At 57.0% G+C, this 14,402-nt stretch carries 16 protein-coding genes; 4 read left to right on the plus strand and 12 right to left on the minus strand.

Annotated elements, in window-relative coordinates; all coding sequences use genetic code 11:
- Positions 1-71: 71 nt before the first annotated feature.
- The gene (locus tag W822_RS0123500; protein WP_024004972.1) at positions 72-677 is read right to left on the minus strand and encodes a YraN family protein; all 606 of its coding nucleotides are present in this window, start codon (positions 675-677) and stop codon (positions 72-74) included.
- A 12-nt stretch (positions 678-689) separates the two neighbouring features.
- Here W822_RS0123500 and rsmI point away from each other — a divergent pair, with 12 nt between their 5' ends.
- Positions 690-1,631 carry a 16S rRNA (cytidine(1402)-2'-O)-methyltransferase gene (rsmI, locus tag W822_RS33375; protein WP_024004973.1) on the plus strand — a complete coding sequence of 314 codons (942 nt, stop codon included), beginning with the start codon at positions 690-692 and terminating at the stop codon, positions 1,629-1,631.
- Between the two features lie 170 nt (positions 1,632-1,801).
- Here the strand turns inward: rsmI and W822_RS46680 are convergent, their stop codons facing one another.
- From W822_RS46680 to W822_RS33420, 10 genes are all read right to left on the minus strand, one after another.
- Positions 1,802-3,043: a septal ring lytic transglycosylase RlpA family protein gene (locus W822_RS46680; RefSeq protein WP_051401656.1), complete on the minus strand. Its 1,242-nt coding sequence runs from the start codon at positions 3,041-3,043 to the stop codon at positions 1,802-1,804.
- Between the two features lies 1 nt (position 3,044).
- Positions 3,045-3,911 (minus strand): RNase adapter RapZ, encoded by an 867-nt coding sequence (rapZ, locus tag W822_RS33380; RefSeq protein WP_024004975.1) that lies wholly within the window; start codon positions 3,909-3,911, stop codon positions 3,045-3,047.
- Positions 3,912-4,111: 200 nt separating this feature from the next.
- A complete protein-coding gene (gene hprK / locus W822_RS33385) occupies positions 4,112-5,047 on the minus strand; it encodes an HPr(Ser) kinase/phosphatase (RefSeq protein ID WP_024004976.1) in 936 nt (311 codons plus the stop codon).
- A gap of 14 nt (positions 5,048-5,061) precedes the next feature.
- Complete coding sequence (locus W822_RS33390) at positions 5,062-5,520, minus strand: PTS sugar transporter subunit IIA (RefSeq protein ID WP_024004977.1); 459 nt, start codon at positions 5,518-5,520, stop codon at positions 5,062-5,064.
- Between the two features lie 103 nt (positions 5,521-5,623).
- Entirely contained in the window at positions 5,624-5,944 is a 321-nt protein-coding gene (gene hpf / locus W822_RS33395) for a ribosome hibernation-promoting factor, HPF/YfiA family (RefSeq protein ID WP_024004978.1), read from the minus strand.
- A gap of 226 nt (positions 5,945-6,170) precedes the next feature.
- Positions 6,171-6,962, minus strand: a complete 792-nt coding sequence (gene lptB, locus W822_RS33400; RefSeq protein WP_024004979.1) for an LPS export ABC transporter ATP-binding protein — start codon at positions 6,960-6,962, stop codon at positions 6,171-6,173.
- A 3-nt stretch (positions 6,963-6,965) separates the two neighbouring features.
- The gene (gene lptA / locus W822_RS33405; protein WP_024004980.1) at positions 6,966-7,649 is read right to left on the minus strand and encodes a lipopolysaccharide transport periplasmic protein LptA; all 684 of its coding nucleotides are present in this window, start codon (positions 7,647-7,649) and stop codon (positions 6,966-6,968) included.
- Positions 7,646-8,272, minus strand: a complete 627-nt coding sequence (lptC, locus tag W822_RS33410) for an LPS export ABC transporter periplasmic protein LptC (protein WP_024004981.1) — start codon at positions 8,270-8,272, stop codon at positions 7,646-7,648. The genes lptA and lptC overlap by 4 nt, the downstream gene beginning before the upstream one ends.
- A gap of 10 nt (positions 8,273-8,282) precedes the next feature.
- Positions 8,283-8,879, minus strand: a complete 597-nt coding sequence (locus W822_RS33415) for a KdsC family phosphatase (RefSeq protein WP_024004982.1) — start codon at positions 8,877-8,879, stop codon at positions 8,283-8,285.
- A gap of 3 nt (positions 8,880-8,882) precedes the next feature.
- On the minus strand, positions 8,883-9,872 hold the full coding sequence (locus W822_RS33420) for a KpsF/GutQ family sugar-phosphate isomerase (RefSeq protein ID WP_024004983.1): 990 nt from the start codon (positions 9,870-9,872) through the stop codon (positions 8,883-8,885).
- A 367-nt stretch (positions 9,873-10,239) separates the two neighbouring features.
- Here W822_RS33420 and purT point away from each other — a divergent pair, with 367 nt between their 5' ends.
- Together purT and W822_RS33430 are read left to right on the plus strand one after the other, a co-directional pair.
- Complete coding sequence (purT, locus tag W822_RS33425; protein WP_031242594.1) at positions 10,240-11,469, plus strand: formate-dependent phosphoribosylglycinamide formyltransferase; 1,230 nt, start codon at positions 10,240-10,242, stop codon at positions 11,467-11,469.
- Positions 11,470-11,558: 89 nt separating this feature from the next.
- Positions 11,559-12,098 carry an adenine phosphoribosyltransferase gene (locus W822_RS33430; RefSeq protein WP_024004985.1) on the plus strand — a complete coding sequence of 180 codons (540 nt, stop codon included), beginning with the start codon at positions 11,559-11,561 and terminating at the stop codon, positions 12,096-12,098.
- Positions 12,099-12,148: 50 nt separating this feature from the next.
- Here the strand turns inward: W822_RS33430 and ilvA are convergent, their stop codons facing one another.
- Positions 12,149-13,657, minus strand: a complete 1,509-nt coding sequence (gene ilvA / locus W822_RS33435) for a threonine ammonia-lyase, biosynthetic (protein ID WP_024004986.1) — start codon at positions 13,655-13,657, stop codon at positions 12,149-12,151.
- Positions 13,658-13,808: 151 nt separating this feature from the next.
- On the opposite strand from ilvA, the gene W822_RS33440 reads away from it, so the two are divergent.
- Positions 13,809-14,366 (plus strand): YqaA family protein, encoded by a 558-nt coding sequence (locus tag W822_RS33440; protein ID WP_253272256.1) that lies wholly within the window; start codon positions 13,809-13,811, stop codon positions 14,364-14,366.
- The last annotated feature ends 36 nt before the right edge of the window (positions 14,367-14,402 follow it).

Here is a 14,402-nt window from a genome sequence, read left to right on the forward strand (position 1 = left end):
CGGATAGCTGAGAGGGGGTAAAAAGCGGGTTCGCAGAGTCTGCAAAACCGATTGTAACGGGTTTTGCACTGCTAGAAGGCGGCCTGCAGCCAGTTGAGCGTGTCGCCTTCGATGCACACGGCGTCAAAGCGACAGCGTGGTGTTTTGCCGCCAAAGGCCAGTGCAGTCAGGCGCGGCAGATGCCAGGCCGCCGTCGTGCGTACACGCTGCTGCTTGGCTGGAGTGATGCTGGCGGCGGCACCACCGTGCCGCGCCTTGCGGCGATGCCGGATTTCCACAATCACCATGACATCCATATCGGCACGAAATACGGCGTCCAGTTCACCGTACGGGCAACGCAGGTTGGTGGCCAGCAGAGTCAGGCCGCGCGCCTGCAGCCATTCAATCGCCCGTGCCTCGGCCTGCAGGCCGCGCACTTGTGAGGGTGAGAGCCGACGCGCAGGAGGGGATGCCTGCCGCCTGTGCGCAGATACACCGGATCGGCGCCGTCGCCGCGTTTGCAGCTTGCGCTGGGCGGCATTTGCCAGGGTAAAGGCCGTGGGCTCGTCCGCACGGCTCTCTGTAATGGTTGAGGTATGCGACATCGTCATGGTATGGCGGGTTTTTTCGAGGGGGATACGCGGATACGCGGGGCGCGCGGCGCGATCAGGGATAATGGCGATAAGGTATTTTTTCATACAGAGACGCACATGACGACAGAAAGTGGACAATTCGATGAGGGGCGATGGCAGCGGGTGTTGCACGAATTGGGCAGTCAGGATTGGCCTGCCGGCTGTCTTTATGTCGTGGCCACCCCGATCGGCAATCTGGCCGATTTATCCCCCCGCGCGCTGTTTGCATTACGCAAGGCAGATGTGATTGCGGCAGAGGATACGCGCTCGTCGCGGGTCTTGCTCAATGCCTGGGGCATTGATACCCCCATGATGTCCGCTCACCGCCACAACGAGGCGCAGGCAGCGGCAACCGTCTTGCGTCATCTTCAGGACGGGCAGCGGGTGGCGCTGATTTCGGATGCAGGCGCCCCGGCGGTCAGCGACCCGGGCGGACGCATTGTCAGTGAAATTCGCAAGGCGGGCCTGCCGGTTCGTGTCATTCCGGGCCCGTCGGCCGTGATTGCTGCCTTGATGGGCAGCGGCGCGACCAGCGATGAAAACCCGTCTTTTGTCTTTGCTGGTTTCGCACCGCCCAAGGCCGTGGCCAGACAGGGGTGGCTGAAAACCTGGTGCGCCTTGCCGGCAGCCGTGATTCTGTTTGAATCACCGCATCGGGTGCGCAGCACGGCAGTCGATATTGCTGCGGTTGCCGGTCATGACCGGCTGGTCACGGTGGCCCGTGAATTGACCAAGCGTTTCGAGCAGATTGTCACAGTGCCGGCAGGGGAGCTTGCGGACTGGTTTGCCGGCGACCATCAGCGAACCATGGGCGAATTTGTGCTGATCATCCACGAATCGGCAGCAAAAGAAGCCGGCACATTGAATCCCGATGCAGACCGGATCATAGCGGCCATGCTCATTTCGCATTCGGTCAAGGACACCGCCCGAATGCTGGCAGCTTTCAGCGGGCTGCCCCGCGACGTGCTGTACGCCCGGGCATTGCAACTGAAAGACGGGGACGCAAGCGAGGCCGATTGAATCGGGCCGAACGGGTATGGCGTCTTTTGGACGCCATTGTGTCGACTTTTCCATACCCGATTGCATCCAGCTTTTCCACCCCCATTCATTTCCACTCCAATTCAGGTGCAAGAAACAAAAAGGCCGTTCCCGAACTGGAAACGGCCTTTGTTTTGAGGCTTGCCGTGTGTTTACAGCATTTTTTTGGCTTTGGTCTGGGTTTCGCTATTGCGCTCGCCCGCTGCCGCTTCTTTGGAAATCGGCTCGATTTTGACCTTGTCGCTGCCACGGCTGACAATGCCCAGGCGCTTGGCGGCACCGTAAGACAGATCGATTACCCGGTTGCCGACAAACGGACCCCGGTCATTGATGCGCACCACAATGCTTTTGCCGGTTGAGACGCGGGTCACGCGCACATAGGATGAAATGGGCAGGCGCTTGTGAGCCGCTGTCATGGCATTCTGGTTGTAGACCTCGCCATTGGCCGTTTTACGGCCATGAAATCCCGGACCATACCAGGAGGCAATGCCTTCCTGGGAAAAGTCTGTCGTTTCATCAATACTCATGGGTTTGTAGCGGATGCCCTTGACCGTGTAGGACTTGCTGGTGCCTGAAAGTGCCTTGCGAGCCTTGGTCGCAATGTCTTCGCTTGCAGGATCCTTTTCGGTTGCATCGCGTTCAGCCAGGCTGAAGTCTTCCTGGGGCAATTGAAGCTTGTATTCGCTTTCGGGAATAATGCCGTTTTCGGTGATGCGCATGGCCAGTCCGTCGGCCAGTTGTGGTTTGCCATCAATGGCGGGTGTAGCGGGTTCTGCTGTAACCGGTGCTGTTGCGGTCTCGGCGCTCTTGACTTGTGCAGTGGTTTTTTCTGCAGTCGGTTTACCGGCCTGTTTGATCGCAGCAGTGCGACGGCTTGTGTCTTTCTGCTCCGATTTGGGGACTGATTTGGACAGCGCTTTGGCGTTGCTTTGATTACGATCGCCAGGGGCGGTTGAGGCAAGTTGTTTTACCGGCACAATCGTGACGGGGGTCTCGGCAGGGGCAGCCTTGGCAGATTTACTGCTGCCACGGCGAGCATCTGCAGAGGCTGTCTTAGCCGATTCAGTTCCGGCTGCTGTCGCAGGAGCTGGCTGGCTCGTACTGGCAGCTGATTTTTTTTCTGCGGGCGCGGGGTTGGCAGCCACGGCAGAATCATCGGCCGATTCCGGCACGATTCCGTTGGCGGTAATGCGCATTTTTTGCGCAGGTGCGGGTGCGGCCTGTTTTTTGGCCTTGGCGCCCGGTGCGGCCGCTTCCGAGGCGGGCACCATATGCACGGAAAAATCCTGATTATCGCGGATTTCGATGCCGGTAGCGTGGGCAGCCGGCACCAAAAAAAGGCCGGAAATAAGGGTTGCTGCGGTACTTCGTATTAAAGTTGTTCGTTTCGTCATGTCATAGTGTCAACTGGGCACGATGCCTAACGCGTAAAGGGTGATAGGAACTGAAGCGCTTCGCCAGTTCCTCGGCTACGTAAACCGATCGGTGCTGACCACCGGTGCAACCTATGGCAACGGTGAGATAACTACGCGTATCCTGCATATATAATGGAAGCCATTTTTCAATATATGCGGCTATATCGTTGATTAAGGCGGGCACGCTGTCAAATTGAGCCAGCCAGGCCGCCACGGGTTCATCACGGCCCGTAAGTGGGCGTAAGTTACTGTCGTAATGAGGATTAGGCAAGCATCTTACATCAAAAACGAGGTCCGCGTCATTAGGAACGCCTTTTTTGTAGGCGAAGGATTCGAAGGTCAAAAGTACCTCTGGTTCTTCATGATCGACCACATCTTTGACCCAGGCACGCAGCTGGCCGGGCGTCAGACCTGAGGTATCGATCACATGTTCCTGCTCCCGCAAGGGGGCCAGAAGATTGCGTTCGTGTGTAATGCAATCCTCCAGAGACGGCGTAATTCCTGACGTTTCGCGCATCCGGTTGCTCAAGGGATGCTTGCGGCGCGACTCGGAATAACGATGAATCAGGGTCTCGTCATCCGAATCCAGAAAGATAACCTGCAAGGGCAGACCCATGCTGCGCAGTGCCGTAATCACCCCCGGCAGACTGGCCAATTCGCCCGCCGTTCTGACATCGATTGCAACAGCTACTGTTTTGAGGCTGTTTTCCCTGGCGTTGGCAACCAGATCGTGCAAGAGGCTGACGGGCAGATTATCAATACAGGAGTAACCGAGGTCTTCGAGCTGGCGTAGCGCAACGGATTTTCCTGATCCTGAGATTCCGGTGATAAGGACAACGTGAAGCATAATAAGTTATCTATCCTGAACAAAACGGTACATAGGTCGGAAAGCGGCCAAAGGTTCGTTTGCCGTTGTGATGGCCGGGCGATCAGTGTCTCATCGTTCTATTTAACCATAGACTCGTGACAAAATTTAACAGAATCGGCTTGCAGGCGTCGATTGGGTCCGGTAAGGCTTTGTTTTCTGTCCGGCAGGGGGGGCGTTCGTCAGAGGTTGCTGTTTTCCATGATCGCGGCGGCCTGGCGTTCCATGAATTCGCCCAGAGTGTCGATACCACGTAATTTCAGAATGGTATTGCGTACCGCTGCTTCGACAAGCACCGCCAGATTGCGGCCGGCCGCGACCTGCAGCATCACACGGCGAATGGGAATGCCCAGCATGTCCTGGGTCTGATCCTGGATCGGCAGCCGCTCGAATTTCTCGCTATTGGCACGCACCAAGTGGACAATGAGCTTAAGGCGCATTTTGCGCCGCACCGAGGTTTCGCCAAAGATCGTACGGATATCCAGCAGGCCCAGGCCACGCACCTCAAGCATATTGCGCAACAAATCGGGGCACTGGCCTTCGATCAGGGTGGGTGAGGTGCGGGAAAAGTCCACGGCATCGTCTGCAACCAGGCCATGCCCGCGGGAAATAAGTTCGAGCGCCAGTTCGCTTTTGCCCAGACCCGACTCACCCGTGATGAGCACGCCCAGACCCAGCACGTCCATGAAAACGCCATGGACTGTTGTTTTGGGGGCAAATCGCTTGTTCAGGTAGATGCGCAGCACATCGATCAGGTGCGCCGCATCGACCGGGGTGGACAGCAGGGGGATTTTGCTGCGCGCGCAGAAGCTGACCAGGTCCGGTGGGGAATCCAGCCCTTCGGCCAGAATCACGGCCGGCACGCCGCCTTCGGCCAGTTCAATCAGCACTTTCTCGCGTTGCACGGTAGAGAGGCGGTTGTAGAAGATGAGCTCTTCCTTCCCAAAAACCTGGATGCGCGAAGGGTGGATAACGTTCAAGTGGCCGATCAGGTCTGCGGCCGAGGTATTGTTGACGATCGTATCCTGGATATGGCGCGTACGGCCTTCCTTGCCGGCGATCCAGGTAAAGCGCAGGCTTTCTTCGTTATCGGCAGTCAGATCCTGAATACTGAGCATGATCGTGCCTTTGATCAATCGCCGGCAGGGTGTGCCAGCAAATCGTAAATGCCTTCTGAATTGGGACTGGCCAGCAATTGCTTGCGCGTTTCTCCGCTGGAGAGCAGTTGCGCCAGTTCCGCCAGAATTTCCAGGTGCTGCTGGGTTGCGCTTTCAGGCACCAGCAGGATCACCAGCAACTGGACATGCTGCCCATCGGGCGCATCGAAGGGGATGGCTGTGGAGAGGCGCATGACGGCTGCGACTGCCTGTTTCAGATTGGCGATGCGGCCGTGAGGCACGGCAACGCCATGTCCCAACGCCGTTGAGCCGAGGCGTTCACGCGAAAACAGACTATCGAAAACCGTTGAGCGGGCGATGCCCTGATTGTTCTCGAACAGAAGCGCGGCCTGTTCAAAGGCGCGTTTCTTGCTGGTGACATTAACATCCAGCAGGATATTTTCCTGCGGAAGGATACGGGATAGTTGATTCATACCGCGATTATAGGGTGTTCTTGCATTAAGAAATAGAAGGGTAAGCTAAAACCCGGCCGCCGGGCCGGGTTTGCGCAAAAAACGGGAAAAAAGTACAACGTATCTAGCCGATACTCATTCTTTTTGCCGATTCATTGGAGTGGTCTGACGCTTTCGTTTTGTATTTGATGACCTGTCTGTCGGTCTTATCCGAAAGCAGATCAATGGCCGCATACAGATTCTCGTCCGTCACTTCGCAATGGATATCCTTGCCCGGTACGCGTAGCGTGACCTCTGCGCTGTGCTTGAGGGGCTCCTTGGACAGGATAACCTGGGTGTCAATAACATGATCGAAGTGCCTGAGGACTTTGGCGAATTTGGTCACTACGTATTCTTTAATGGCAGGGGTGATTTCCACATGATGGCCACTGATATTAAGATTCATAGTGTGCTCCTTTTGAAAGTTGAATAGGCGGACGCCTCAACAAAAATCAGGGCGTCGATAAAAAAATGAGAGGGGAAGGGACTCCTTGATGACAGGTTGATGAAAGGATTTTTTCTGATCCGTCAGGGATAGTTTAAACCTTATTTGGACTTATACAAGCCCCCTGTCTGGGCGCTGAATCGGGAGCGAGCCCCTGCGTGAGGGGCGGGCGCTCGTTGAATGACTGTTACATTTTGAAATGTTCGCCGAGGTACACCTTGCGCACTTCGGGATTGGTGATGATCGAATCAGGTTCGCCGTCGGTCAGCACTTTACCGGTGCTGATAATATAGGCCCGGTCGCAAATGCCCAGCGTTTCGCGCACATTGTGATCGGTAATCAATACGCCGATATTACGGCTTTTCAGAAAGCGCACGATGCGCTGGATTTCGATGACCGCGATCGGATCGACCCCGGCAAAAGGCTCGTCAAGCAGAATGAAGCGCGGATTGGTCGCCAGTGCCCGGGCAATTTCCACCCGGCGGCGTTCGCCTCCGGACAGTGAAATGGCGGCATTCTTGCGAATGTGGGTGATTTGCAATTCGTCCAGCAACAGTTCCAGTTGCTCGCGAACCCGCTGACGTGTCAGGGTCTTGCTGGTATCGGGATCGGTCTGCAGTTCGAGCACGGCCTGAATATTTTGTTCTACGGACAGGCGCCGGAAGACCGATGCGTCCTGCGGCAGATAGGACAGGCCCAGATGAGCGCGCTTGTGAATGGGCAGCGACGTAATGTCACGGCCGTCAATTTCAATACGACCAAAATCGGCCGGAATCAGTCCCACGATCATGTAGAAGCTGGTGGTTTTACCCGCGCCATTGGGGCCGAGCAGCCCGACCACTTCACCGCTGGATACGGAAATAGACACATCCTGGACAACACTGCGGCCATTATAGATTTTTTGCAGGCCGATGGCCTTCAGTTGCCCCAGGCCATCAATGGCATTGGTCTGCAGGCTGGAGCTGGATAAAGTATTCATGCATTAATTCTGGGTTGCTTTGCCTGGCGTGCCAGGGGCGGCCGGCTTCGAAGCGATTGAGCTGGGCATTGGCTTGTTGTTGTACAGCTTGCGGCATTCGGCCACGGCCTGGTCAGTTTTTGCCCGCGGTTGTGCAATGGAGCGCACCCGTCCCGGCTGAGCGGCCGAGGTCGGACCGCCAGTCGCTGAATAGGTATTGTTCTGGTTGTTGAAGGTAACCACTTCGCCATTGATCGTGTCAAAAGGTTTGCCGCAAATGAAGCGGGTGACCGTAGCATGACCCACCATTTTCACCGTGTTGAGTTTGCCGTCGTATTCACCCCGGTCTCCGCGGGCTTCCACCACTTCGTAATTTTCGGGACGTTCCTGGCGGATGAATACGTAGCGGGATTTGTCTACTGTGGCTACGCCATACTGGAAGCCCTGAGCGTCTTCACGCAAATCCAGCCGGTCCGAGGTCAGTTTCATCAGGCCGCGCGTGAGAATGACATTCCCCGTGAATACGCTGGTTTTTTTTGCGTCGTCATAACTCAGGGTGTCGGACAGAACCTGGGTATCCGGCTCCTCGGTCTTGGGCGCGGTTGCCGATTTGGGCGGCGTCTGCGCGATGACAGTCTGCCCTGCGGCCAGCAGGAAGAGGCCAAGGCATAATGCGAGGGTTGAGGTTCTCAAAGTTGACGCATTCATTGCGGAGGGGTTCCTTGCTTGTTTGGGATGGTGGTTCGACGTCGGTTGCTGTCCTGCCCCGAAATGGAAACGTCGGAAGACGAGTAAACGTCCAGTTTTCTGGTTTTGTTGTTATACATCATACCGGTGCCATTCATGCGCGAATTGCCGTTGATGACGAGCGCCGGTTTGTCAGTCGTAATAATATCTTCATTGGGATAGATGATCAATTCTTCACTGCGTACGTCCAGTGCCTTGTCTTCGCCATAAGGGAAGCGATGCAGGTGTGCATTGCCCCGGATGACAATTTTATTTCCATCATCCAGCATGGTTGCGGTATCGCCGGTGCCAACCGTGCGGGGCGAATTGGGGCGCTGGCCGGTGGCCGTGGCATCGGTGATCAGATAGCTGTCGTTATACGGGAAGTGCTGCATGTGCGTGCCTTCCAGACGGTTGACCGGCACGCCGTTGGCGTCGGAGCTGAGCATGACGAATTTATCTGACCAGGAATCGGGCTCGCGCGTCTTGCGCGCAGGCGGGTCCACGTCGATGGCCCTTTGTGCGTAATCGGCTGCCCACCATGTCGAGATGACCAGTGCAATCAGCATGAACAGCGCGATAAGGGCGGGAATGCGTTCTTTCATGACGATCGGGCTACTGGATAACCGCGCCGGTCAGACGCCCTGGCGTAAAAAAGCCCGAAAGCGTACCCTGTGCGGCCATGATCAGGTCGGTGCATTCACGCACGGCGCCGCTGCCGCCGGGCAGGGAGGTAACCCAGTGGGCAGTCTGTTGTACATATAGGGGCGCGTTGGGCACGCTGATGGAGAATCCGCACTTTTGCATGGCCGGCAGATCAATAATGTCGTCGCCCATGAAGGCAATATTTTCAAGACCCAGTCCCATATCGGTGGCCAGCTGGCTCAGCACGCCAATTTTGTCGCGCACATTCTGGAACACATCGGCCAGTCCCAGATCGGCGGCGCGGCGCGACAGGATATCACCTTCGCGACCGGTAATCAGCACGACGCGCACCCCGGCCTGTTGCAGCATTTTCAGGCCATGGCCGTCGAGCGCGCAAAAGCGCTTCATGAGTTCACCATGTTCGCCATACCACAGGCTGCCATCGGTCAAAATGCCGTCGACATCAAAGGCGATGAGTTTGACCTGGGCTGCCAGGTCGCGTACAGACTGGCTGATTTTGGAGAGCACCAGCGCTTCGGCCGGATGAGGAGTGTTGATAGGTTTCATACGTCAGATGACTTTTGCGTCCATGAGATCGTGCATATGCAGCGCGCCGATCAGTGTTTGTTCCTGATTGACCACCAGCATGGTGGACAGTTTGTGCTGTTCCATGACGGCAGCGGCCTCGGCGGCCAGCGCCTCGGGGCCGATGCTGCGAGGGTAGGGAGTCATGGCCTGGGCTGCCGTGATGTCACGGATATCCCCTTTTTGCATGATCAGCCGGCGCAAATCGCCGTCAGTGAAAATGCCCAGTGGTTTGCGCGACTCATCGGCGATCACGGTCATGCCCATGCGTTTACCCGTCATTTCTTCAAGCACCGTTGGCATGCGGGTGTCGGGGCCGACAATAGGCAGTTCATCGCCCTGGCGCATGACGTCGCGCACGTGGGTGAGCAGACGCCGGCCCAGGGCGCCGCCCGGATGCGAGCGGGCGAAGTCGGAGGTGCCAAAGCCGCGGGCCTCCAGGCAGGCGATCGCCAGGGCATCGCCCAGGGCAAGCGTGACCGTTGTGCTGGAGGTGGGTGCCAGATTGAGCGGGCAGGCTTCGCGGGTGACGCTGACATCCAGAAAAACGTCAGACAGGCTGGCCAGCTCGGAGTAGCGGTTACCGCAGATGCCAATGATTTTTGAGCCCAGGCGTCTGGCGATCGGCAAAATGGTGGCCAGTTCCGGGGACGAGCCCGAGTAGGATACGGCGATGATGAGATCGTCGCCGGTAATCATGCCCAGGTCACCGTGCGCGGCCTCTGCTGCATGCACGAAATAGCTGGGTGAGCCGGTAGAGGCAAACGTGGCGGATATTTTCCGGGCAATGTGGCCCGATTTGCCGATCCCCGTGACGGCAACGCGCCCGGTACATCCCAGCAGTAGGGAGACGGCCTGTGCAAACCGTTCATCCAGACGCGTGTCCAGATGCTGCAACTCGGTGATTTCGATTTGCAGTGTCCGGTGTGCCGACGCCAGGGCATCGGCAGAAGTAAATTCAATTTCATTGACCATCAGGCGATTTTAATCGTAACCGCCAGGCAAGATGGAAATTTTCAGCCTTCTGCCGAAATGCGGGTCTTGCTGATTGTTTCATTGCATATCGCGGGGGGGCTCGCGCAGACACCGACGGCGATCTCGTGCAGGCATAGAATCCGGCGCGGGAACACAACGCAGGAATTGGGCGCAGGAGCAGTACGCAGGCAGGAATCGCGGGTACGGACCCCCAGGCGCCTGCCTCAGGCCGGGGGCCATCGCGCGGAAATCCGTAGTTGTGTGCTTGTTGCTGCTTTTGTCATGTCGGCGATTTATAATGTGATTTCTGTCTTCGGCTCGTTCTCCAACCGGCCTTGCCTTCTTCCAACTCATCAGCCCCCGCACCATGACCAATCACGCTTTTGCTTCCCCCATTTTGAGTACTCCTCTATCCTCAGCAGCGACACGCGTGATGCTGCTCGGTTCCGGCGAGCTGGGTAAAGAAGTGGTGATCGCCCTGCAGCGGCTGGGGGTAGAAGTCATTGCTGTCGACCGTTACGAGAACGCGCCGGCGCACCAGGTTGCGCACCGCTCTCATGTTGTCAACATGACAGACAAGGCGGCACTGCGGCGCATTATCGACGCCGAGCAGCCGCATGTCATCGTGCCGGAAATCGAGGCCATCGCCACCGATCTGCTGGTCGAACTCGAAGCCGAGGGCCGGGTGCGTGTCACCCCCACGGCGCAAGCGGCGCGGCTGACCATGGACCGCGAAGGCATACGCCGCCTGGCAGCCGAAACGCTGGGGGTGCCCACCTCGCCTTATCGTTTCGTCGATAGCCAGCAGCAGCTGCAGCAGGCCATTGATGAACAGATTGGTTACCCGTGTGTGGTCAAGCCGGTCATGTCGTCATCCGGAAAAGGGCAGTCGCTCATTCGCACCGCCGACGATGTGGCGCACGCTTGGCAATATTCCCAGGAAGGCGGCCGCGTGGGCAAGGGCAGAATTATTGTTGAAGGCTTTATCCGCTTCGATTATGAAATTACCCTGTTGACCGTACGCGCCCGTGATCCGAAAACCGGCGATATCGTGACGCATTTTTGCGAACCCATCGGACATCGCCAGGAAGCCGGTGATTACGTCGAAAGCTGGCAGCCCCAGGCCATGTCTGATACCGCGCTGCAGCGGGCCAAAGATATCAGTCTGGCGGTCACCAACGCATTGGGGGGCATGGGTGTGTTCGGCGTAGAGCTGTTTGTGGCGGGCGACCAGGTCTGGTTCTCAGAGGTCAGCCCCCGTCCTCATGATACTGGGATGGTCACCATGATTACCCAGGTTCAGAACGAATTCGAACTGCATGCCCGCGCGCTGCTCGGGCTGCCCGTCAATACCACGCTGCGCGCCACTGGGGCGAGCAGTGTCATTTACGGCGGTGTTGACGCCGAAGCGGTCAGCTTCAGCCATGTGGCCGAAGCCCTGGCAGAGCCCGATACCGACGTACGTCTTTTTGGTAAACCGGCTTCTTTCGTTCGTCGCCGCATGGGCGTGGCGCTTGCGGCGGCCGAGTCGCCCGATCTGGCGCGCGAGAAAGCGCAACGCGTATCGTCCGCCATCCACGTATCCGCCGTCGATTAAGCGTCGCTAGGGATAAACCCGTATGGGGGCCGGCGAATCGGCTATAGTGTCGTTGTTTGATTTTCACCGTCACAGGAGTTTCTGACATCATGACTATGATTGACCCGCATCAAATGGTGACCGACGCCATACGCAGCGTGCCTGACTGGCCGAAGCCGGGCATCACATTTCGTGATATCACACCTGTGTTACAGGACCCACGCATGTTTCGTGTGTTGCTCGACATCTTCGTCTACCGGTATATGCGCGAACGGCTGGACCTGATCGCCGGTATTGATGCCCGGGGCTTTATTGTCGGCAGCGTCCTGGCTTACGAACTCAAGCTCGGGTTCGTGCCGGTGCGCAAGAAAGGCAAGTTGCCGTTTCAGACCCTGGCTGAAGAATACTCTCTGGAATACGGTAACGCCAGTGTCGAAATGCATACAGATGCGGTCCGGCCTGGTCAGCGTGTCCTGCTGGTGGATGACCTGATTGCGACCGGTGGAACCATGCTGGCGGCGGCCAAATTGTTGCAGCGCCTGGGTGCCAATGTTGTGGAGGCGGCCGCCATTATCGACCTGCCTGAGCTGGGCGGTTCAAAACTCTTGCGCGAAAGTGGCGCATCGGTATTTACGGTCTGTGAGTTCTGAAGCGCGCGGTGCCTGACGGCGTGCGCGCCGCGAGAGCCGGCCCGGCCGGATTACAGAAAGAGCTTGTAGGCCGGATTTTTACTTTCGTTTTCGTACGGATAGCCGATTTGCGATAAAAATTCCTTGAATGCTTTTTTGTCTGCCGGTGGTACCTGGATGCCGACCAGCACCCGGCCATAATCCGAACCCTGATTGCGGTAATGGAACAGGCTGATATTCCATTCCGGATTCATGGTGTCCAGAAAACGCATCAGTGCACCGGGGCGTTCCGGGAATTCAAAGCGATACAGTTCTTCGTTTTGCGCCAGCGGTGAATGGCCGCCGACCATATATCGAAGATGTGATTTGGCCAGGTCGTCGTGGCTTAAATCAAGCGCTTCGAATTTTTTTCGCTGCAACATCGTGGTCAGTTTCTCGGCTTCGGCGTGAGAACTGATCTGGATGCCGACAAAAACGTGGGCCTTCTGCGCATCCGAAATCCGATAGTTGAATTCGGTCACGCTGCGGTTGCCCAGCAATTTGCACAACTGACGGAAACTGCCCCGTTCTTCGGGCATGGTGACGGCCAAAATCGCCTCTTTGGCTTCGCCCACATCGGCCCGTTCGGCCACAAAGCGCAGCCGGTCAAAGTTCATGTTGGCGCCCGAGGCAATGGCAATCACTGTTTTGTTTTTCCAGTCATGCTCGGCCACATAGCGCTTGGCGCCGGCCAGGCCGAGCGCACCTGCCGGTTCCACGACGCTGCGGGTATCCTGGAAGATATCCTTGATGGCGGCGCACAGCTCGTCGGTGTTGACGGTGATAATGTCATCGACATATTCGCGGATGACCCGGAATGTTTCGCTGCCCACCTGTTTGACGGCCGTGCCGTCGGAAAAAAGACCGACGTCGTTCAGGTGCACGCGGCGCCCGGCCCGGAAACTGCGGGCCATGGCGTCGGAGTCTTCGGTCTGGACGCCAATGACTGCGACGTCAGGACGCAACTGCTTGATATACGCAGCAATGCCGGCAAGCAGGCCGCCGCCGCCGATCGGAACAAAAACGGCATCAATCGGTCCTGGATGCTGGTGCAATATTTCCATGGCCACGGTACCCTGGCCGGCGATTACATCGGGATCATCAAACGGATGGACAAACGTGAGTTTTTCCTTTTTCTCAAGGGCGGCTGCAAACTCGTAGGCATCGCTGTATGACTCGCCATGCAGTACGGCTTCGCCACCCAGACGCTTGACTGCGTCGACCTTGACTGCGGGAGTGGAGATGGGCATGACAATCACGGCGCGGCAGCCCAGCCGTCGGGCCGACAAGGCAACACCCTGGGCATGGTTGCCGGCCGAGGCCGCAATCACACCGCGTTTGAGGGCCTCGGGCGGCAGATTGGCCATCTTGTTGTAGGCGCCACGGATTTTGAAGCTGAAAACAGGTTGCGTGTCTTCACGCTTGAGCAGCACTGTGTTTTGAATTCGCTGCGAAAGCAGCGTGGCCGGTTCCAGAGAGGTTTCGAGCGCGACATCGTACACGCGTGATGTCAAAATGCGTTTGAGGTAGTCCGTTGACATGTTATTTTGGAATGAAAAAAAGAATACAGGCAGGCGCTTAAGGTTAACATAGCGAATCTGATTTTAGGATTAAAGCCGGCAGCAGGGTTTTCAAAAAACCGGCCAAAATAGGGAATATATGGAACATGAAGTGATGCTGTGGGTAAGGGAAATGCTGAGCATATTATCCCTCCCGACTGTCGGTCTGCCCGGCGTTTTTGTCGTTGCCCTGGTATCGGCCACGTTGCTTCCCCTTGGCTCCGAACCGGTTGTCATCGCCTATCTCAAAATAGCACCCGACATGTTCTGGCCCACCATTATGGTTGCCACGATCGGCAATACCATTGGCGGCGTCATCACTTACTATATGGGGCGCGCGGCAAAGGTCGGCTACGAAAAAATCCAGCACAAAAAAGCACTGGCGGCAGGCGAGATTACCGATGAAACCGGACTGGCCATCGCCGCAGAAGAAAAATATCTGTCCGAAGGTGACGCTCCATCCGCTGCTCCGAAAAAGGAAGGGGGCAGATGGCATGACAAAATGACGTATTATTTCGAACGCTTCGGACCCGCCGCGTTGCTGTTTTCCTGGCTGCCCGTGGTGGGCGATCCCTTATGCGGTGTGGCCGGGTGGATGCGTTTGCCGCTGATCCCATCTATTATTTTCATGGCAATCGGCAAATTCCTGCGTTATCTGCTCATGACCTCTGCTGTCCTGTGGATCTGGTAGTCGATATCAGCCAGCAGTGAAACGATGATCATGTCT

Origin of the sequence: Advenella kashmirensis W13003 (genome assembly GCF_000506985.1) — a bacterium.
GTDB lineage: Bacteria > Pseudomonadota > Gammaproteobacteria > Burkholderiales > Burkholderiaceae_B > Advenella > Advenella kashmirensis_A.

What these genes read in the sequence shown, in the direction of transcription:
- lptC (WP_024004981.1), bottom strand. Translation starts at nt 8,272, where the DNA reads ATGAAAGAACGCATTCCCGCCCTTATCGCGCTGTTCATGCTGATTGCA.
- hprK (WP_024004976.1), bottom strand. Translation starts at nt 5,047, where the DNA reads ATGCTCAGTATTCAGGATCTGACTGCCGATAACGAAGAAAGCCTGCGC.
- rapZ (WP_024004975.1), bottom strand. Translation starts at nt 3,911, where the DNA reads ATGCTTCACGTTGTCCTTATCACCGGAATCTCAGGATCAGGAAAATCC.
- W822_RS33440 (WP_253272256.1), top strand. Translation starts at nt 13,809, where the DNA reads ATGCTGAGCATATTATCCCTCCCGACTGTCGGTCTGCCCGGCGTTTTT.
- W822_RS33430 (WP_024004985.1), top strand. Translation starts at nt 11,559, where the DNA reads ATGACTATGATTGACCCGCATCAAATGGTGACCGACGCCATACGCAGC.
- lptB (WP_024004979.1), bottom strand. Translation starts at nt 6,962, where the DNA reads ATGAATACTTTATCCAGCTCCAGCCTGCAGACCAATGCCATTGATGGC.
- ilvA (WP_024004986.1), bottom strand. Translation starts at nt 13,657, where the DNA reads ATGTCAACGGACTACCTCAAACGCATTTTGACATCACGCGTGTACGAT.
- W822_RS33390 (WP_024004977.1), bottom strand. Translation starts at nt 5,520, where the DNA reads ATGAATCAACTATCCCGTATCCTTCCGCAGGAAAATATCCTGCTGGAT.
- W822_RS33420 (WP_024004983.1), bottom strand. Translation starts at nt 9,872, where the DNA reads ATGGTCAATGAAATTGAATTTACTTCTGCCGATGCCCTGGCGTCGGCA.
- W822_RS0123500 (WP_024004972.1), bottom strand. Translation starts at nt 677, where the DNA reads ATGAAAAAATACCTTATCGCCATTATCCCTGATCGCGCCGCGCGCCCC.
- purT (WP_031242594.1), top strand. Translation starts at nt 10,240, where the DNA reads ATGACCAATCACGCTTTTGCTTCCCCCATTTTGAGTACTCCTCTATCC.
- W822_RS46680 (WP_051401656.1), bottom strand. Translation starts at nt 3,043, where the DNA reads ATGACGAAACGAACAACTTTAATACGAAGTACCGCAGCAACCCTTATT.
- W822_RS33415 (WP_024004982.1), bottom strand. Translation starts at nt 8,879, where the DNA reads ATGAAACCTATCAACACTCCTCATCCGGCCGAAGCGCTGGTGCTCTCC.
- hpf (WP_024004978.1), bottom strand. Translation starts at nt 5,944, where the DNA reads ATGAATCTTAATATCAGTGGCCATCATGTGGAAATCACCCCTGCCATT.
- rsmI (WP_024004973.1), top strand. Translation starts at nt 690, where the DNA reads ATGACGACAGAAAGTGGACAATTCGATGAGGGGCGATGGCAGCGGGTG.
- lptA (WP_024004980.1), bottom strand. Translation starts at nt 7,649, where the DNA reads ATGAATGCGTCAACTTTGAGAACCTCAACCCTCGCATTATGCCTTGGC.